Genomic DNA, 19,445 nt, shown 5'->3' with positions numbered 1-19,445 from the left:
GCAGCGTCGCCACCACCGCGCCGAAGGCATCCGGCCGGCCATGTGTCAAACAAAAGCTTGGAGGACGGGGGGAGCCCATCGCGTCCGCTCTATAGGAGCAGGGAGGCTCGTGCGTCAAACGGAATGAGGACTGGTCCTGCGGCCCGATCGCCGCAGCGGTATGCCGTCGGCTTATTTTGCGCAGGCGGATTCGTTAATGATGTCGAGGCTGGAAAGCTCGCCCGACAGGATAAAATCGCCATAGTCGAGCTTGAGCGCGCGGGAAATTCCATTCTGATAAAGGTCGAAAGCAAGAATATAGCTTGGACCCTCATCCTTTTTGCCCGTTTCGAAATAGCTGATCGAAACCGGCCATCGCGTCATTCCGGCAAGCTCGCCGATCTGCGCCGCCTTTTCCGGAACCGGCGTATTGATCGGACGGCCGATATAGGTCGTCGTCTCGAAGAGCTTCTCGCCAGTGTCGGAGCCGTCGAATACCTTGAGTTCGAGAAGATTCTTGCCGGCTTCCGCCGCGGCGATGATGCGCTTTAAGTGTTCGGTCGGAAAGACCACGTCGTCGCCGAGTTCAAGCTTGCTGCGCTTCGGCTTGGCGAGATTGACGAGCAGCGCGCCGCGGCCGGACTTCACCGCCTTGCCGTCGATCGACTCGGCAAGGCCGTTGTCGACGCGGGTCTGCATCTTGAAGTCAAATGTCTTGCCGTCCGAATCCTCGAAGGTCGCCGAAAGCATGTCGGAGACGCGGGTCGGGCCTTCGGCCGGCTGCAACTCGGTCATCTGACGGAAATTCTGAACATAGCCTTCGCAGGGGGAGCCGGTGAAATCGAAGGCGATGCGCCCATGCGCGGCGGTCGGGCTCTTGGCGCCGACCGATTTCGACAGGCTCAGCTCATAGACGGCGCGATGAGGCGTCAATGAAATGGCTTCCGTGGGACTCGCGTCCTTCAGCTGATCCATCTTGACGTGATCGGGCTTGATCTGATCCGGCGCCGTTCGGCCGGCCTCGGCGCGGACAACGGCCCCGCCGGCGACTAGACAAATAAACGCGCCGGAAATCAGGAGCCGTGCATGTGAGTAAGACATGTTCGTTGATCCTTGATGATGGCGACGGCCAAACGGTTCCTCCCCAGGAAACGAATCTTGCCAATGCCTCCAGCCTAAGGTGATTGGACAGCGCTTGCAACTTATACAGGGCGGCGACGCGTCGGACAGACTCACGCGCGAAGCGCCGGCCGGGTTTTACTGCTCCGGGGGCCGGCCCGCCGCGCCCGCAATTCGACGGATGGCGCGATGTTTGCTTCGGGTTTCTTGAATGAAGCGCGAACATCTTCGAGCGGGCGCATCCAATGGCGTTGAACGACGAAGCGACTGGCGCCGCGACGACCCTGTCGCCAGGCAGCCGCGCCACACGCGTCAGGGCGCATCGGTCCGGGCTTTGTTAAATTTCTCTTACAGAATGCCACTATTCGACGTTTGAGCTGGCGGATGATGAAGGCCGAGGATTACGGCGGACGCGAGATTTAGAAGGAAGCAGAAAGGATTGCGCGGCCTGCCGTTGAAGATTTCACACAAGGTTCACAGCAATAACGGATTGCGGTCTGTCCTCCCCGCAGAATGTGGGCGCCGTCATTGTCAGGACGGACGATCTGTAATATTTATCGTCGGCGAATGACCTCAACTCTTGAGGCGCAAGGGCTATCTGATGCTGTATGGAACCTTCATCTACTTCAGAGACTCTATCAGGCGGTTCCCGGCTCTACATCGATTGGTCTGGCGGACGCGCAAGGCCATCTGGGCGTTGCAAAATATCGGACAGCCAAAACGGCCAATCGTCGACGCCGGTCCGGTCGTGATCGAGGCCATTCGCACGGGGCGGCCAATGGCCGCCGGAAAAATCGGCTTCACCGAATTGCTGGGCGTGCGTCATTTCGTCAAGCGCAAGGAAGCGCGCGCGAAACGGCAATCATTGCCGCCCTATCCGCCCTATGCGGCGGATACGCTTTTCATCAATTCCGGAGTGTTTCCGAAGACCGACGAATTCTACGACCGCTTCGGCGCCTTTTTCATCGAGGCCATCGCCGATATGGATGTCCTGGCGTCCTGGGGCCTCGCCGGAGAAGCCCATATCTTCAACACCGTCGCGCCCGAGGCGACTCTCGTCACGCGGATGAGCCTTGAGCCCTATCTGCAGCCCGCTCCCTGGACCGCGGCTCTCGAAGGCAAACGGGTCCTGATCGTCTCGCCCTTCATCGACACAATTTCACAGCAATATAAGCGCCGCGAAGAGATCTGGGAGGACAAGAGCATCCTGCCGGCCTTCACAATGCTCTCGCTCCGGGCGCCGTTCAGCGCGGGGCTCGTCCCGCCGAAGCAGCCGGACTGGATCGCCGCGGTCGAGGAGCTGAAGGCGCAGATGGACGCGATCGATTTCGACGTTGCGCTGATCGGCGCCGGCGCCTTTTCGCTGCCGCTGGCGACCCACGCCAAGAAGCGGGGCGGCGTTGGCGTTCACATGGGCGGATCGCTGCAATTGCTGTTCGGCGTCTATGGCAACAGGTGGAAAGAAGACAAGGAATTCCAGCGCTTCTTCAACGACAGCTGGGTGAGGCCGAGCGACGCCGAAACGCCGCAGGAAGTCCACAAGAACGAGAACGCCTGCTACTGGTAGGGCGCGGCGGAAACCTCGAATTTTCGCGTCTTCTACGCTACTGCCCGGCGCCGATATGCTCTATATGCTCCGCAAAACAATCGGAGCCTATGCATGAGCAAGACGGAAGCAAAACTGGCCGCCCTCGGCGTTACTCTGCCGACCCCGGCCGCGCCGGTCGCCAATTACCTCGGCTTTGTGGCGACGGGCTCGCTGCTCGTCATTTCTGGTCAGCTGCCCTTCGGCGCTGACGGCAAGATCGATCCCGCTCACATTGGCAAGATCGGCGCAGAGGTCTCGGCGGAGGCGGCCAAGGCGGCGGCGCGGCTGTGCATTATCAATGTGCTGGCTCAGGCCAAGGCGGCTGTCGGCGATCTCGACAGGATCGTGCGTTGCGTGCGGCTTGGCGGCTTCATGAACGCCGCCCCCGGCTACGTCAATCTGCCGCCCGTGATGAACGGCGCCTCGGATTTCATCGTCGATATTTTGGGTGAGGCCGGACGCCACGCGCGCTCGACCGTCGGCGTCGCGGAACTGCCGCTGAACAGCGCGGTCGAAGTCGAGGCCATGTTCGAAATTTCGGCCTGACGGCGCGCCACGGTGAAACGCGACTGCGCGACGGTTGACGCTCCGGCATGGCTGACGGCGCGCCCGATCGCCCATCGTGGGCTGCATTGCATCGCGCGCGGCGTCGTCGAAAACAGCATCGCCGCGGCGGAAGCGGCGATCGCCAAAGCCTGCGCCATTGAATGCGACCTTGAACTGGCGGGCGATGGCGAGGCGGTGGTGTTTCACGACGAGACGCTGGACCGGCTGACTTTCACTGAGGGCCGCGTCGCCCGCTTCTCGAGCGCCGAGCTCGAAACTGTGGCTTTTCGCGGCGCTAACGCCCGCATCAGAACCCTGCCCGCTTTCCTCGCCGCGGTGGCTGGCCGGACGCCGCTTGTCATCGAAATCAAGAGCCGCTTCGACGGCGATTTCCGCCTCCCCGAGCGCGCGCTCGAAGCTCTGTCGTCCTACGCCGGCCCCGCCGCGTTGAAAAGCTTCGATCCCGTTATTGTCGCCTTCCTGCGGGCGCGCCGGCCGGGACGGCCGGTCGGCCTGATCGCGCAGGCGCATTTTACGGCGGCCGACTGGCCGCATCTTTCGGTCAAGCAGCGCGTCTGTCTGGAAGCGTTCACGGATTTCGCGCTGGCGCGGCCGGATTTTCTCTCCTGGAATGTCGCCGATCTGCCGCATGCGGCGCCGCAGCTCTGCCGCCACAGCCTTGGGCTTCCCGTCATGACCTGGACCGTTCGGACGGACGAAGAACGGCGCCGCGCCGCGCATTTCGCCGACCAAATCATTTTTGAAGGCTTCGAACCGTAGCTGAAGTCATCGGGGTCGAGCGAACTGAGTTGTCAGCCCGACTTCGCATATCCGAGACGGAGCTGACATCGCCTGAAGCGACAATATTTATGGCTAACGCTCCGTTGTTTGCATCGCCGCCGATGCTGTATACGTAAAGGAATAGATAAAAGAACGTGATAATAACAATTTATCCCGAAAAATAGCCGCAATAGAATACGAGATGTTATAGCAACTCGAAAGGATAGAGTTATATAGTGTCGTTTGTCAGCCGTTAACGATGATATTCGCGAATTCGGGGAGAGGTAATGAAATTCAACAACCGCGGCCTTGCAAAATTTGCCGGCTCAGCCAGTTTGTCCGTCCTGATCTGCGGATTTGGGGCGCCAATCCAGGCGCAGACCGTATCGTCATCGCGCGTGCAGCCTGTTTCCGGCAACCCCAATGGCGTCATCGATTTCGCCAACGCAAAGCCGATGCCGCTGCCCCGTATCGATAAGGCGCCCGTAGCCGGGGCGCCGCGGGCTCCGTCTTCGGCTAAAAAATCATCGGTTGGCGTGGTTCCCGGCTCTGATTCGGGAGACGGCCAGACGAGCCCTATTCAGCTCGCGCCGTCAAAATCCTCGGCAAAGGCCGCAACGCCTTCGACTGGCGTGACGTCGCAGGCCTATGGGCAGGCTGCTCCCAATCACCCTTACACGATCGCCCAGGCGAGCGCGCTCAAGGACAACACGCAGAAGTCCTATCCCTATCGCGCGACGGGGAAGCTGTTCTTTCTCAACAACGGCCAAACCTTCGTCTGCTCGGCGTCACTCATCAAGTCCGGACTTCTTGTCACCGCCGCTCATTGCGTGGCAAATTTCGGCACGGGCCAATATTATTCGGACTGGGTCTATGTCCCGGCCTACGATAATGGCAAGGCGCCTTATGGGAAATGGAAAGGCGTTCAGGCTTTCGCGCTGCCGAGCTATGTGAATGGAAGCGATTCCTGCGCCACCCCCGGCGTCGTCTGCGAAAATGACGTCGCGGTCATCACGCTCTACAAAGGCCGTTCGCTGCCGGGCAAGCGGACGGGCTGGCTCGGCTACGCATACGGCGGATTTAGCATGAATGCTTCAGGCCAGGCGCACATCACTCAGCTTGGATATCCTGTCGGCCTCGACAAAGGCGCCGTCATGGAGCGTGGCGATTCGCAAAGCTACATTGATCCCGCCAACTCCGACAACACGATCATCGGGTCCAACATGGACGGCGGCTCCAGCGGCGGACCGTGGATCGTCAATTTTGGCATCAGCCCGACGTTTACCGGCGAAGACGCCGGGGTTGATCCAGACCCGAACGTCGTGGTCGGCGTGACAAGCTGGGGCTACACAATCACGACCCCCAAGGAACAGGGGGCGTCGCCTTTCACGAGCAATAATATCTTGAACCTTGTCAACGCCGCCTGCGCCGCCTCGCCGTTGGTGTGCTAGCCGAAACAAAAGACGCCGCTTGATTTCAAGCGGCGTCTTCGATTTCCCAGCAGGGCGCGTTCAACGGGGCGCCTGTCCTTATATCGGACAATCTACCTTGACGTTTCGACGTCGCCTGCGCCCAGGCCGGACTATTCGCCAGCCTTTGCCGCCGCGGGCTTGTTTGCCGCGCTGCGGTCGACGCGGGTGTAGAGCGTATAGGCCGGGTCGAAGATGAATTTGACCAACAGGCCGGCCCAGGATTTATGCGTCTTCAGCCCATTGTAGAACTCGGGGGCCATGCGCTTTAGCTCCGGCAGCCGCCGCCACGGAATGTCGGGAAAATCATGATGCTCGTTGTGATAGCCGATGTTCAGCGCGACGAAATTGAGCGGGCCGTAGTAATCGAATGTCTCCTGCGCCGGATCGTCGGTGAAATGCTCCTGCACCCAGCGCGCGCCGAGCGGATGCAGACCGCCGACCGAGAACCAGAATGAGGCGAGGAGATAGAGCAGCGCGTTCGGCCCGAACGCCAGCAGGATCGCGACGTCGAACAGGATGACGCAGGCGGCGTTTATGAAGGTCCAGCGCCCCCACATCGGCACCGTGCCGCGCAGCCGGCCAAGCCGGGCGAGCTGGAACGCCGCGAAGAAGAACATCCACGTCGCCTTGCCGTACCAGCTGTGGCCGAAGGTTCGCGCCTCCCAATGGCTCGGCAGATCGGCGTCATAGTCATAGTCGCCAAGATGGGAATGATGCTTGATGTGATAATAGCGAAAGCCCATCGCGGTCGGCACGCCATTGGGAAGATCGGCGAGAATGCCGGCCCATTTGTTCCACACCGGCCCCTTGAAGATGGCGTTGTGGCAGGCGTCATGGATGACGACGAACATGGCGTGATTGGCGAAGGCGCCGACGCAAAAAGCGATGATCAGCGCGACCCACCAATGCCCGAGCCCAAGCGAGCCCATGTAGGCCGCGATCGCGACCTGCAAAGCGACGACGGCGGCAGTAATGACGCCCGTCAACGGATCATAGCCGACGAGCTGAGCAACCTCGGGATGGGCGGCGAGAATTGCGCGCCGGCGGATCGGATGCGGACGCGGCACAGTGGTTTTGAGAAAACCATCCGCCGCGGGGGCCCCGGCGTCGACTCCAACGCCTCGGAACTCTGATGCGTGCAGGTTCATTTTTGTCTCCTGAAGATGGATCGCGCCAAGATTAGAGCGAGCCGCTTCATGTCGATCTGATCCAGCTCATATCATACTTCAAATCATGCGACAGTCTTGCGCCATTCATGGCCGCCGCGTGATCGGCGAACACTTGGAATAACTCTAGTTGCGCCGGCAGGTTGCGCGCCTTTCCGAGGAATAGGCGCCCGGTCAGGCGGCGAGACTTTTCTCGTAAATCCGGTGCACCTTGTCGATGCGCGCCCCGGCGAGTTCGATTGGCCGGCGCATGCCCATATTGTCCTCAAGCACCCAGCCGAATTCAACGTTGGAATAGGAGCTGGTGGCGCTGCGCCGCCTGATTTCCTCGATAAAGGCGAGGATGACGGCGCCGCCCACGGCCTTGCGCTGCAGCGCCCGGCGCACGCCGAACAGCAGCAGCCGTCCCGAGCTGAATTTATGCTTTCTCAAGCGCGAAATGACTTTCGGCAATCCGAACGGAAACAGACGCCCGTCGAGGTCGGCGGTGATTTCGTGCAGATTGGGCAGCACCACCGCAAAGGCCTGGGGAACGCCATCGAGCTCGATCATGACGCCGCCCTCGGGCGGCATGATGTAGCGCAAGCTTTCGGCGCTCGACATGAATTCTTCCAGGGTGAACGGAACGAAACCCCAATTCTCCGCCCAAGCGTCGTTGAAGATATCGACGATGATCTTGGCTTCCTCCGCCATATTGTTGAGGCGGAGCTCGCGGATCTTCAGCCGGTCGCGCCATTCCGGACGCGTGATCACGCTCGGGCGCGCCTCGCGGTCCTTTTGGGTGACTTCATAGCGATAGGAAAGCAGATCGCGCGCCTTGACATAGCCGAGGCGCTCGAGCGCCGCGACGAGATAGGGCGGGTTCCAGGTCATGAAGACCATCGGCCGCGCGTCAAACCCCTCAACGAGTAGCCCGAGCTCGCCATTGATCGACGGCGAGAAGGGGCCGCAGATCCGTTTCTCGCCGCGCGCGCGCACCCATCCTTCGGCGGTCTGCGTCAGGGCTGCGACGACCTCGTCGTCGTCGATGGCGTCGAGGCAGCCGAATTGCGCCCGCGGCGCCCCAATCGGCGCCGGAACCTCCGGCTTATAGATCTGGGCCATGATGCGGCCGACGAGCTTGCCGCCCTTTAGCGCGAGCCAACCCTGCCACTCGACCAGCTTGAAATGCGGATTGAGCCGCGCGCCATGGATCGTCCAGCGCTCGGCGTCGAGTGGGGGCGCAAAACCCTCCATGCCTTTGTAAAGCTGGCGCGGCAAACGGCAGAAAGCGAGAAAATTCTTCACGCCGTCGGCCTCGACGATCTCGACCGCGCTCAACTGCGCGGTTCCTGGTCTGGCGTTCAAAAGGGCAGCGCTCCTGTGCGATTGTCTGGCCGGTCGCGTGCGGCCCGCGCCGCCGGCGGGCGGACATGCGCAAGCCATAAGCCGGCCGTGCGGGCGTCAAGCAAGCGCCAAATGGCTCAGGTCGCGCTCACGGCGCCGAAGGCATGCGCCATCGCCGCCGAAACCGGGGGACGCTTGGCGAGGAGGTCGATAACCGCCTTGATCTCTTCCTGCGTATGCGCGGCGGAGATAAAAAAGCGCAGTCGCGGCTGGTCCTTCGGAACGCCGATCTGGATGATCGGCGGCACGTAAAAACCATTTTCCATGAGGTGGCGCGAGGCGTCGAGGGTCTCGAGGCTGTCGGCGAACAGGATCGGCACGACGCCGCGCCCGATCGCGGGGCCGGTGTCGAGCCCGGCCTCCTGCGCCAGAGTCACGAACAATCCGGCGTTGGCGCGCAGACGCTCGATCCGCCAGCGCTCTTCCTGCATCAGCCGCAGGGCGGCGGCGGCGGCGGCGGAAATCACCGGCGACAGACCGACCGAATAGACAAAGCCCGGCAGCGTGTAACGCATCCAGTCGATCACGGCGGTCTTGCCGGCGACAAATCCGCCGCAGGATGCAAGCGCCTTCGAGAGCGTGCCGACCATCAGATCGACCCGCTGCGGATCGACCCCGCATTGTTCGCAAAGGCCGCGGCCCTCGTCGCCGAGCACGCCAAGCGAATGGGCCTCGTCGATCATCAGCCAGGCGTTGTGCTGCTCCTTGATCTCGACGAGGCGCGGCAGGTCGGCGATGTCGCCATCCATGCTGTAGAGGCCCTCGACGACGATCATCACATTGCGATAGCGATCGCGCCGCTCGCGCAGCAGGAATTCGAGATGATCGAAATCATTGTGCCGAAACATGATGGTTTCGGCGACGGCGCTTTTGGCGCCGCTGACGATGCTGTTATGCGACAGTTCGTCGATGAAGAGCGCGTCGCGCGAGCCAAGCAGATGTGAAATTGTCGTCACATTGGCAAGATAGCCTGACACAAGGGTGACGGCCGACTCTGCGCCAATGAATCTGGCGATATCGTCTTCGAGAATATGGTGCAGCGAACGCTGACCGCCGACGAGGCGGGAGGCGAGCGCGCCAACGCCAAACGTTTCGAGCGCCCCGGCCGCAGCGCTTCTTACCGCGGGATGACTGGAAAGGCCGAGGTAGTCATAATTGGCGAAGCTGGTGAAGCGCCGGCCGCTCGCCGCGGCCTCCTGGCGCAGACTGTCGATCGGCGCGAAAAAGGGGTCGCCGGCTTCGAGATAGGCCTTACCGGCGAGGCGAAAGCGGCGCGTCGCGTGATCTTCAAGGCTGTTGAACTTGGTCACTTAGCTCGGATGTCCAATGGTTCAAGAAAAGGTTGATCATCGGCGGCGCAGCGCCGGTTGAAAATTTCAATCGGATCGCCATGATGAACGCGAGCAATAGCATCGAGTTTTGAAGGGGGCAAAAGCCAAACTGGACCCTTGCCGCCACCTCGTCCGTTAAACATCTATAAATATATGTTTTTCAAAAGGTTAACAGTCTTCTCAATTCGGGTTACAAATCGTAACACAAGCTTTCGACGCCTCGCCCGGCCGAAAAATGCGCGCCGCGGGGACAAAATCGCCGCCTTCGAATCGTCCCGCCGCCTGCTCCCGCCGTCAGAACGCCCCGCAAAAACGCCGCGCCATGGGGACGAAAAACTCTTGGCCCGCCGAATCCGCTCCTGCCTTCCGGTCGACCGCCTTTTGACATAAAGCTTAGGCGTCCAGCCGTGCTCCAACTTTGAAGGATTACGCCATGAACGATGTCGTCCTGCGCACTCCGATGCAATATCTCGACAGGGCCAATGGCGCGCTCCGCGAGCTTGGTCTGCTGCCGGCCAAGATCGAGGCCGCGCCGATCAACGCGCTGCTGGAGAAAATCTCCGATCTTGATCCGGAAAAGATCGCCGTCATCGCCAAAACGCTTGGCGAAGCCTCGGTCTTCAACGAAGTGGTGCGCAACGAGACCGCAGCGATGTCGATCGGCCAGCGCTACCAGGAGATCGCCAAAAGCTTCGACTCGATCCGCGACGACGCCAAAATGATGGTCGATCAGCTCGACGACGGCAAGATCGATCTGATGGAGCGAGTCAATAACGTCTGGATGAAGGTCAGCCGCGGCGACATTGGCGTGCGCTTCGACAAGATCAGATCCGTCTATCTCGAGGTGACCGCGGCGACCCATGATCAGATCGATCGCGAGGGCCGCATTCTCGAAGCCTATCGCGATTTTCGCGGCGCGATGAAACAGTCCGAAGTAATGGCGCTCGAGGTTCAGGAATCGGCCGAGGCGAAGCTTGAGGCCGCCAAGGCCGGCCTCAAGACCGCGGCCGACGCCGTCGCCAATTTTGCCGGGACGGCGCCGGCGGAACGCGCCAATCTGGAGCTCGTGCGCGACGAGCATCTTCGCCGGGTCCAGAACGAGGAGAAGCGCTATCAGATCGCCAAGGATCTCGCCGACAATCTGACCATCAGCTACAATACCTCCGAGGTCATCATGGCCCGGCTGATGCAGACGACCAACGCCAAGGAGCGCGTCTATGCTCAATCGGTCAGCTTCTTCTCGACCAATGACAGCGTGCTGACCGCACTCCGGGCCTCCTTTACCGGTCTGTTCGGGCTGCATGAATCCACCGCGACGCTCGACGCGATGAAGGAAGGCGTGTCGAAATCCATCGAAGTGCTAGCCGAGATCGGCGGATCGGTGCAGGAGGCGGCCCTGCGCAGCGGCTACGGCCCGACCATTCGCGCCGACGCGGTGAAGAAGCTCGTCGACAGCGTCGTGAACTATCAGGAGCGAGCGATCGGCATCGTCGATGAAATGCGCGACATGGCGACGAAAAACTCGACCGAGATCCGCGACGCGGTGGAAGCCGGCAACCGCCGCATCGCCCAGCTGATTACCGAAGGCAAGGCGTTCGACGTCAATGGCTGACAGTTCGGCCGCCAGCGCCGCGCAGCCCGTAAAGCTCGACGACCTCATGCTGGCCATGGACGTCGTCGACACGCTGCGACATCAGGAGGCTTTCGTCGCGCGCGAGCTCGACGACGAGGGTCGCGAGCAGGAGCTGAAATCCCGCCTGCGCAAGATCTACCGCGATCAGGGCATCGATGTTTCGGACGACGTCATCGCCGAAGGCGTCAAAGCCCTGAAGGACAGTCGCTTCGTCTATACGCCGCCGCGGCCTGGTCTCGGCGTGACCCTCGCGCGCCTGTGGGTGCGGCGCGGGCGCGTCGGCGCCATGCTCGCCGCGCTCATCGGCCTCGCCTTCCTCGGCTCCGCTGGATATTATTTTGCCGTCGAGCGGCCGGCCGAGCAGGCGCACATCGCGCTTTCGACCAGCCTGCCGAAGGCGCTCGACGCGGCCTATGCCGACGCCAGCACCGAGGCCAAGGCGCCCGCCGCCCGCGAAAAAGCCGCGCAGCTGCTTGCCGACGGCAAGCGCGCGGCGCAAAACGGCGATCCGGCCGGCGCGAAGTCAGCGCTGCAAGGCCTTGAGGCGCTGAGCGCGGAGTTGCGCAAAACCTATCAGATCCGGGTCGTCGCCGCCCCGGGCGAGAAGAGCGGCGTTTTTCGCATTCCAAACCGCAACACCAATGCGCGCAATTACTATCTCATCGTCGAGGCGATCGGCGCGGACGGCCAGCCGATCGCGCTGCCGATCAAGAGCGAGGAAGACGGGACGACCAAAATGACGACCAAATGGGGCCTGCGGGTCGACAAGCAGACCTACGATCGGGTCGGCGCCGACAAGGCCGATGACGGGATCATCCAGAATCGGACCCTCGGCGAGAAGCGGCGCGGCTTCCCCGACGTCGATTATTCCGTGCCGGCGTCCGGCGCGGCGATTACCCAATGGTGAGCGCATGATCACCGGCCAGCAGGCGCTCTGGCGCCTGGAGCAGGCGACGGCGGCCGTCCGCGCCGAGGAAACGCAAAGCGCCAACGCGCTTGCGGCGGCTGACGGGGAGCTCGCCGCGCTGCGCTCTGCGCGCACGGCCCTGCTGCGCCAGCTCGCCGGGGCGCGGCTCGACGCCATGCAAAGCGAAAAAATCGCCGGCGATCTTGCCTCGGCCGAACAGAGCGCTCTCAAACTGCTCCAAGACGGCCGAGCGGCGCTGGAGCAGCTGATGGCGAAGATTGCCGCGGCGCAGGCCGCGCGCATGGCCGCCGAAGGCGCCCGCCGCGCCAAAGCCGACGAGGCCGCGGAAATCCTCAACGCCCTCGAGGATCTCCAGGCCGGCGTCGAGGCGAAGGTGCGCGCCTCAGGCGATTGGATCGCCAGCAAGGAGGCGGTCGATCGCGCGCAAAAAATTTTCGCGGCGGCGGAATCGAAAGCCGCATCCGCGGCGGAAGACAGCGCGGCCAAAGCCAAACCCTATGAGGACGATCCACTTTTTATGTATTTGTGGTCGCGCGGCTTTGGAACGTCGGCCTATCGCGCCGGGCTCATCACCCGCTTCATCGACGAAAAGGTCTCGCAGCTGGTCGGCTTTCAGATTGCGCGGCCGAATTACGCCATGCTGAAGGAGATCCCTGCCCGGCTGCGCCAGCACGCCGAGCGCTGCCGCATCGCGGTGGACGAGGAGCGGCGCAAGCAGGCCGCGATCGAGGCGGCGGGCCTCGACGCCGCCGGCGCAAAGCCGCTGAATGAGCGCCTCGACGCGGCGCGGCTGGCGCTGAGCGAGGCCGATGGCCGGCTGAAGGCGGCGGACGCCGCGCTGCAAAGGCTCGACGCCGAGCATGACAGGGCGCTGAAATCCGCCGCGCAAACCACCGGCGCCAAAGCCGTGGCGCTCGTCTCCGAGGCCGACGCCCGCGCGTCGATCGCCGAGCTCTACCGCAAGGCGGCGATGACCATGTCGCCGGCCGACGACAGCCTGGTGCGGCAGATCGAGGCCGGCGACAAGACGCTCGCGGCCGCAGAGCGGCGGCGCGTCGATCTTCTCGGCAAGGCGCAGGCGATCGCGCAGCGCCGCCATGAGATCGAGACCGAGCGGGCGCGGTTCTATCGCCGCGGCTATGACAATCCGATGGGCGGCTTCTCCAACGAACCGCAGATTTCCGACGCGCTCGGCGGCTTTCTGAAAGGCGCGATCACCGGCGCCGTCCTCGGCCAGGTTTTTCAGGGCGGCTTTCAGGAGCGCGACCGCCGCGCTGACAGCGGCTTTGGCGGCGACGGCGGCTTCAATTTTCCGGGTGGAGCTGGCGGCGGCTGGATCGATTCCGGCGGAGGCGGCGGCGGCGGCTTTGGCGGGGACGACGGTTTTAGCACCGGCGGCGGGTTCTGAAACGCTCTGCTTCGAGAGCTGACGCATGAAGGCGCTCGCCAAAGCCAGCTTTCCAATTTTCGCCATTGCCGGTCTGGCGCTCGCAGCCTCCGCGCTTTTCTCAGCGCGCACGGCGGACGCCCTTTGCGGCGGCGAGCGGTTCGCCATCGCGCGCGCACCAACCGGCGCCTCGCCCTACATCCAACTCACCGCCGGCTCTGCAACCGGCGCCTTCCTTCTGGACTATGGCGCGACCGAAAGCCTGATCTCCTCCGCCGCGCTCCCGCCCGGAGACGGATCGGCGGAGATTTCCAATTTTTCGCTTCCCAGTTTTTCGCGCGGGCGCTTCAAGCCCGGCTCGTTCGAGCGCCTGTCGCTCCAGCCTGAGGGCGGCCAGCTTGGCGTCGTCGGAACCGATTTCCTGGCGCGGCTTAGTGCGCAATTTAGCGGCGAGGCGGCTTTTCTCGGGCCGGAACCCTGCCCGGCGTCGGCGCTCGCGGCAAAGGGCCTCAAACCGATCGCGCAGGCCGGATTCTTTTCGTGGGACCCCTCACGCCTTCCCGCCGGCCGGCCCAATGTGCCGGTGGTTTTCCTGGATTTTGGCGACGGCGCGCCCATTTCAGCGCAGATCGACACCGGTTATGACGATGTGAAATATCTGCACAGCGTCGATATCAACCGGCCGCTGTTCGATCAGATCACCGCCAGCGGCGCCGCAATGGAGCTTGTCGCGCAAACAACCGTCACGACTTGCAGTGGGGCGGAGCCGCGCTCGGTCTACCGGCTGAAGGACCGCCCGCTCGTGATCGAATCGGAGGCTGGCGCCCCGATCCGCCGCATTGCGGATTTTTATCTTACGGTGAAGGCGCCGAACAACTGCGGCGGCATCGCGACAATGGCGACGCCCGCGGCGCAACTCGGCGCATCCTTTCTGAAGAGCTTTGGGACGATCGTGTTCGATCCAAAATCAGAGACCGTATGGATCGAGACCGACGGGCCAGATTCAAGGAGCCGCTAAACCTCCTGTTGCGTCCCGCGTCTGATCTCTCGCCGGCCGCAAACCTAAGTATAATGGATCAAAAGCGCCGCATTCCCCACTGTTGTGAAGGCTTCAGATGCTCTGAAGGAACCAGAAGTCGATCACGCCGCCGGCGGCGGTGATATTCGCTTCACAACGGAGAACTCAAATGCGGAAGAATTTCATCTACGCTTCGGCGGCTCTGCTCATGCTCGCCTTTACCGGCGCAGCTTCTGCCGAGGGCCAGAAAGCCTCGGAGCATAAACAGACGCCGGAATCGCGCAGCGGCGTCACGACCGAAAGCTCTGGCAATGCCCACAAGACATTGAGCCCCAGCGATGAAGTCGGCGACCATTCCAGCGCCTATGATTCAAAGCACGGCTACGACAGCGACGACGCGCATTGAGGCGTAGCGCGGCCGGCGCCGGCCGCGCGTCAGCCCTGCACGATCAGCAGCAGGAAGCACACGAACAACAAAAGATGCACGGCGCCTTGCAGCACATTTGTTCGTCCGCTGGAGAAGGTCACGATGCTGAGGGCGAGCGTCAAAAGTAAAACGACCAGATCAGCGTGCTGGACTCCCATTGTGATCGGCAGGTCATACCAATAGACGACGCCAAGCATGATCGGAACCGTGAGGCCGATCGAAGACAGCACCGATCCAAACAGGATGTTGATCGAGCGCTGTAGGTGATTGGCGTGCGCCGCGCGGACCGCGCTGGCGCCCTCCGGCGAGGTCACCAGCAGCGCGATTGCGACCCCGCCAAGAATGGTCGGCTGCTTCAGGGTTTCGATCACATAATCGACAGGATGCGCCATCTGCTCGGCGAGGTAGACGACCGGAATGAGATAGGCCGCCAGCATCGCGACGTGAAACGGAACGCTGCCGCCGCCCTCCCCGCGCTTTGCATGTCCTGGCTCGTCGCCGAGCGTGAAATAGCCGCGGTGGCGCCCGGTCTGGATGGCGAGAAAGGCGCAGTAGAGCGCGATCGAGAACACCGCCAGAACGAACCGTTGCTGCCACGAGAGGGTCGGGCCCGCCGTTGTAACGGTGTAGTCCGGCAGCACGACACTCAATACGGCAAGCGGCAGAATCAGGCCGAGATAGGCGTTGGCGCCTTGCAGATTGTAAGCCTGCTCTCTATGGCGCAGGCCGCCGATCAGGAGCGACAGGCCGACCAGACCGTTAAGGCTGATCATAATGACCGCGATCAGGGTGTCGCGCACGAGCGTCGGATTTGGATCGCCGTGCAGCATGATGGCGGAAATACTCATGACCTCAATGAAGGTCACGGCCAGCGTCAGGATCAGCGTTCCCGAAGGCTCGCCGAACCGCGCGGCGAGATGATCCGCGTGGCGAACGGCGGAGAGCGCCGACCCGAGGATCACGACGAAGAGCCAGACAAAAACCGCCCCCAGAACGAGGGGGTTGCCGAGGCCTGAGAAAAACGCGCCCCTCGACAGCCAGAAAATGGCGCAGGTCGCCGCCGCCACGGCGAGGAACCAATCCGACCGCCAGATCGCGCCACGTCCAACGGCCATCGTGGCGCACTCCTCAATATTTTCCGGAACTCAATTCAATCGGCGCCGATCGCATGATGGGCCCATGCTGCTTATGCCCCCCTACTCCAGCACCATCAACAGGTCGCGCGCGTCGATCTGCTGGCCCGGCGCAACAAGAATCTCCTTGATCTTGCCATTGCAGGGCGCATGCAACGAAGTCTCCATCTTCATCGCCTCGAGGGTTGCAACGACGTCGCCGGCCTTGACCTCCTGGCCCTGGCGCACCGCGATCGTCGACACGGCGCCCGGCATCGGCGCCGCGACATGATGATCATTGCCCTCCTCCGCCTTGCGGCGGACAACGGCAGTGACCGCCGCGGCGCGGTCCTTGACCCGGATGATTCGCTGCTGGCCATTGAGTTCGAAGAACACTTTCTTGTGTCCTTCCTCATCAACCTCGCCAATCGTCACAAGCAACAGCACAAGCGTCTTGCCAGGCTCGATCTCGATCGCGATCTCATCGCCGGGCTGCATGCCGTAGAAGAACACCGGCGTCGGCAGCGTCGAGACCGGGCCGAAGCGCCGCACCGTCGCCGAAAATTCGGCGAACACCTTCGGATACATCAGATAGGAGGCGAGATCGTCGTCGGAAAGATGGCGGCCGCAGTGCTTTTCCGCCTCGATCCGCGCCGCGCCAAGATCGGTTGGCGGAAGGAGCGCTCCGGGGCGTCCTTCGATCGGCTTCTCGCCCTTTAGCGCCTTGGCCTGCAAGGCCGGCGGCCAGCCGCCCGGCGGCTGACCGAGATCGCCGGCGAGCATGTCGACGACAGAAGTCGGAAAGGCGATGTCGCGCTCGGGGTCGAGCACATCCTGCGGCGTCAGATTCTGGCTGACCATCATCAATGCCATGTCGCCGACGACTTTGGACGACGGCGTCACCTTGACGATATCGCCGAACAGATCATTGGCGGCGCGATAGGCTTTGGCGACCTCATGCCAGCGCGTCTCGAGCCCAAGGCCGCGCGCCTGTTCGCGCAGATTTGTAAACTGGCCGCCCGGCATTTCGTGCAGATAGACTTCGGAGGTGCCGGCCTTGAGATCGCTCTCGAAGGCGGCATATTGCATGCGCACCGCCTCCCAGTAAAAACTCAGCTGGCGGATGATTTCGGGATCGAGTCCTGTATCGCGCGGGCTGTGGCGCAGCGCCGAGACGATCGAGCCAAGGCACGGCTGCGAGGTCATGCCCGACATCGAATCGATGGCCGCGTCAACCGCGTCGATCCCGGCGTCGACCGCGGCGAGCACGGTCGCCGCCGACAGCCCAGAGGTGTCATGCGTATGAAGGTGCAGCGGCAGCCCGACCTCCTCGCGCAACGTCTTGACGAGGATCGTCGCGGCGGCGGGTTGCAGCAGGCCCGCCATATCCTTGATCGCCAGAATATGACAGCCGGCCTGTTCGAGCTCTTTGGCGACGCCGACATAATAGTTGAGCGAATATTTGGCGCGGTCGGGATCTAAAATGTCGCCGGTGTAGCAGATCGCGCCTTCGGCCAGCTTGCCGGTTTCGACCACCGCATCGATCGAGACGCGCATGTTCTCGACCCAGTTGAGGCAATCGAAGATGCGGAACAGATCGATCCCCTGCGCGGCGCGGCGCACGAAATATTTGACGACATTGTCCGGGTAGTTGGTGTAGCCGACGCCATTGGCGCCGCGCAGCAGCATCTGCGTCAAAAGATTGGGCGCGCGCTCGCGCACGAGAGCGAGCCGCTCCCACGGATCCTCCGAGAGGAAGCGCATCGAAACATCGAAAGTCGCGCCGCCCCAGCATTCGAGCGAGAGCAGCTGCGGCAATCCCTTGGCGTAGGCGTCCGCCACTGCGACGATGTCGCGCGTGCGCATGCGCGTTGCGATCAGCGACTGATGGGCGTCGCGCATGGTGGTGTCGGTGACGAGCACGCGCTCCTCGGCGCGCATCCATTCGGCAAAGCCCTTGGCGCCGAGTTCCTCGAAGCGCTGGCGCGTTCCGTCCGGGATCGGGCGATCGGGGAAATAGGGGGCGACCGGCGCGCGCGCGGACGCCAGCGGCTTCGCCCGGCCCCGCGTCTCCGGATGGCCGTTGATGGTGACGTCGGCGACCCAGGTCAGGAGCTTGGTCGCGCGGTCCTTGCGCTTCTTGAAGTCGAACAGCGACGGCGTCTCGTCGATGAAGCGGGTCGTGTAGTCATTCGCCACAAAATGCGGATCGTTGATGATATTGTGGAGGAAGGCGAGATTGGTGGCGACGCCGCGAATGCGATATTCGAGCAAAGCGCGATCCATGCGGCGGATCACCTCCTGCGGCGTCGGCGCCCAGGCCGTCACCTTCTCGAGCATCGGATCATAATAACGGGTGACGATCGCGCCCGAATAGGCGGTGCCGCCATCGACGCGAATGCCAAAACCCATCGCGCCGCGATAGGCGGTAATACGGCCGTAATCCGGAATGAAGTTGTTTTCCGGATTCTCGGTGGTGATGCGGCATTGCAGGGCGTGGCCCGAGAGGCGGATGTCCTTCTGCTCGGGGATGCCGGTTTCCTCGAGGCGGCCGATTCGCTTGCCTTCGGCGATTTTGATCTGCGCCTTGACGATATCGAGGCCGGTCACGACCTCGGTCACCGTATGCTCGACCTGAATGCGCGGATTGACCTCGATGAAGTAATATTGACTGGTGTCCGCATCGAGCAGGAACTCGACGGTGCCAGCGCCGCAATATTTGGTCGCCCGCCCAATTTTCAGCGCCGCCTCGCAAAGGCCCTGGCGGATCGTCTCATCGAGATAGGGCGCCGGCGCGCGCTCCACCACTTTTTGATGGCGGCGCTGGATCGAGCAGTCGCGCTCGAAGAGATGCACGAGATTGCCGTGCGAATCGCCTAAAAGCTGGACCTCGACGTGACGCGCCCGAAGCACCAGTTTTTCAAGATAGACTTCGTCCTTGCCGAAGGCGTTCTTGGCCTCGCGCTTGGCGCTGAGCACGGCGTCGAGGAGCTTGTCCTCACTTTCGATCGGGCGCATGCCGCGCCCGCCGCCGCCCCATGACGCCTTCAGCATGACGGGATAGCCGACCTCGAGCGCGAGGCGCTTGATTTCAGCCGGATCGTCCGGGAGGGGGTCCGTGGCCGGCATGACCGGAGCGCCGGAACGAACGGCGATATTGCGCGCGGCGACCTTGTTGCCGAGTTCGCGCATTGTCTGCGGCGAGGGGCCGATGAAGATGATTCCCGCCTCGGCGCAGGCGTCGGCGAATTCCGGGCTTTCCGAAAGGAAGCCATAGCCCGGATGGATGGCGTCGACCTTGGCTTCCCGCGCGACGCGGATGACCTCCTCGATCGAGAGATAGGCCTCAAGCGGGCCTTTGCCGGCGCCGACCTGATAGGCTTCGTCGGCCTTGAATCGATGCAGCGAAAGCTTGTCTTCCTCGGCGTAAATCGCCACCGTCCTTATGCCGAGCTCCGTCGCCGCGCGAAACACGCGGATCGCAATTTCAGAGCGATTGGCGACCAATAGACGACGAATTCGGGCCATAGCTACTCGCTGCCGGTTCTGGGGGGCGGACCCGCGGCGGCGGGA

Annotated in this window: 15 protein-coding genes; 9 read left to right on the top strand and 6 right to left on the bottom strand. The window is 62.6% G+C overall.

All coding sequences use genetic code 11. The annotated features are described in order from the left end of the window. Window positions 1-171: 171 nt before the first annotated feature. Window positions 172-1,080, bottom strand: a complete 909-nt coding sequence (locus CR492_RS05275) for a cell envelope integrity EipB family protein (protein ID WP_102842692.1) — start codon at window positions 1,078-1,080, stop codon at window positions 172-174. 715 nt (window positions 1,081-1,795) lie between these two features. Here CR492_RS05275 and CR492_RS05270 point away from each other — a divergent pair. The 4 genes from CR492_RS05270 (at window position 1,796) to CR492_RS05255 (ending at window position 5,463) form a co-directional block, all read left to right on the top strand. Then, the gene (locus tag CR492_RS05270) at window positions 1,796-2,665 is read left to right on the top strand and encodes a hypothetical protein (protein WP_146030178.1); all 870 of its coding nucleotides are present in this window, start codon (window positions 1,796-1,798) and stop codon (window positions 2,663-2,665) included. A 93-nt stretch (window positions 2,666-2,758) separates the two neighbouring features. Then, window positions 2,759-3,232, top strand: a complete 474-nt coding sequence (locus CR492_RS05265) for a RidA family protein (RefSeq protein ID WP_102842690.1) — start codon at window positions 2,759-2,761, stop codon at window positions 3,230-3,232. Window positions 3,233-3,244: 12 nt separating this feature from the next. After that, window positions 3,245-4,012: a glycerophosphodiester phosphodiesterase family protein gene (locus CR492_RS05260; protein ID WP_102842689.1), complete on the top strand. Its 768-nt coding sequence runs from the start codon at window positions 3,245-3,247 to the stop codon at window positions 4,010-4,012. Between the two features lie 287 nt (window positions 4,013-4,299). After that, window positions 4,300-5,463, top strand: coding sequence for a trypsin-like serine peptidase (locus tag CR492_RS05255; RefSeq protein WP_210200238.1), 1,164 nt, complete (start codon window positions 4,300-4,302; stop codon window positions 5,461-5,463). A 131-nt stretch (window positions 5,464-5,594) separates the two neighbouring features. Here CR492_RS05255 and CR492_RS05250 read toward each other — a convergent pair whose 3' ends face one another. From CR492_RS05250 to CR492_RS05240, 3 genes are all read right to left on the bottom strand, one after another. Next, a complete protein-coding gene (locus CR492_RS05250) occupies window positions 5,595-6,632 on the bottom strand; it encodes a fatty acid desaturase (protein ID WP_102842688.1) in 1,038 nt (345 codons plus the stop codon). 192 nt (window positions 6,633-6,824) lie between these two features. Next, window positions 6,825-7,997, bottom strand: coding sequence for a hypothetical protein (locus CR492_RS05245; RefSeq protein WP_102842687.1), 1,173 nt, complete (start codon window positions 7,995-7,997; stop codon window positions 6,825-6,827). 116 nt (window positions 7,998-8,113) lie between these two features. After that, the gene (locus CR492_RS05240) at window positions 8,114-9,346 is read right to left on the bottom strand and encodes an aminotransferase class I/II-fold pyridoxal phosphate-dependent enzyme (protein WP_102842686.1); all 1,233 of its coding nucleotides are present in this window, start codon (window positions 9,344-9,346) and stop codon (window positions 8,114-8,116) included. A 454-nt stretch (window positions 9,347-9,800) separates the two neighbouring features. On the opposite strand from CR492_RS05240, the gene CR492_RS05230 reads away from it, so the two are divergent. The 5 genes from CR492_RS05230 (at window position 9,801) to CR492_RS05210 (ending at window position 14,739) form a co-directional block, all read left to right on the top strand. After that, complete coding sequence (locus tag CR492_RS05230) at window positions 9,801-10,979, top strand: cell surface protein (protein WP_102842684.1); 1,179 nt, start codon at window positions 9,801-9,803, stop codon at window positions 10,977-10,979. Further along, the gene (locus CR492_RS05225) at window positions 10,972-11,907 is read left to right on the top strand and encodes a DUF6384 family protein (RefSeq protein WP_102842683.1); all 936 of its coding nucleotides are present in this window, start codon (window positions 10,972-10,974) and stop codon (window positions 11,905-11,907) included. The genes CR492_RS05230 and CR492_RS05225 overlap by 8 nt, the downstream gene beginning before the upstream one ends. Before the next feature lie 4 nt (window positions 11,908-11,911). Beyond that, complete coding sequence (locus tag CR492_RS05220) at window positions 11,912-13,336, top strand: hypothetical protein (RefSeq protein WP_102842682.1); 1,425 nt, start codon at window positions 11,912-11,914, stop codon at window positions 13,334-13,336. A gap of 25 nt (window positions 13,337-13,361) precedes the next feature. Continuing rightward, window positions 13,362-14,333: a hypothetical protein gene (locus CR492_RS05215; protein WP_102842681.1), complete on the top strand. Its 972-nt coding sequence runs from the start codon at window positions 13,362-13,364 to the stop codon at window positions 14,331-14,333. Between the two features lie 169 nt (window positions 14,334-14,502). Further along, window positions 14,503-14,739 carry a hypothetical protein gene (locus CR492_RS05210; protein ID WP_102842680.1) on the top strand — a complete coding sequence of 79 codons (237 nt, stop codon included), beginning with the start codon at window positions 14,503-14,505 and terminating at the stop codon, window positions 14,737-14,739. A 29-nt stretch (window positions 14,740-14,768) separates the two neighbouring features. On the opposite strand, the gene CR492_RS05205 is transcribed toward CR492_RS05210, so the two are convergent. Beyond that, window positions 14,769-15,875: a calcium:proton antiporter gene (locus CR492_RS05205; protein ID WP_102842679.1), complete on the bottom strand. Its 1,107-nt coding sequence runs from the start codon at window positions 15,873-15,875 to the stop codon at window positions 14,769-14,771. Window positions 15,876-15,956: 81 nt separating this feature from the next. Next, window positions 15,957-19,400 (bottom strand): pyruvate carboxylase, encoded by a 3,444-nt coding sequence (gene pyc, locus CR492_RS05200; RefSeq protein ID WP_102842678.1) that lies wholly within the window; start codon window positions 19,398-19,400, stop codon window positions 15,957-15,959. Window positions 19,401-19,445 lie beyond the last annotated feature (45 nt).

It is taken from the genome of Methylocella silvestris, assembly GCF_002891535.1.
Taxonomy (GTDB): domain Bacteria; phylum Pseudomonadota; class Alphaproteobacteria; order Rhizobiales; family Beijerinckiaceae; genus Methylocapsa; species Methylocapsa silvestris_A.
Note: the sequence above shows the minus strand (reverse complement) of the source record. Positions and strands in the feature narration are given on the sequence as shown.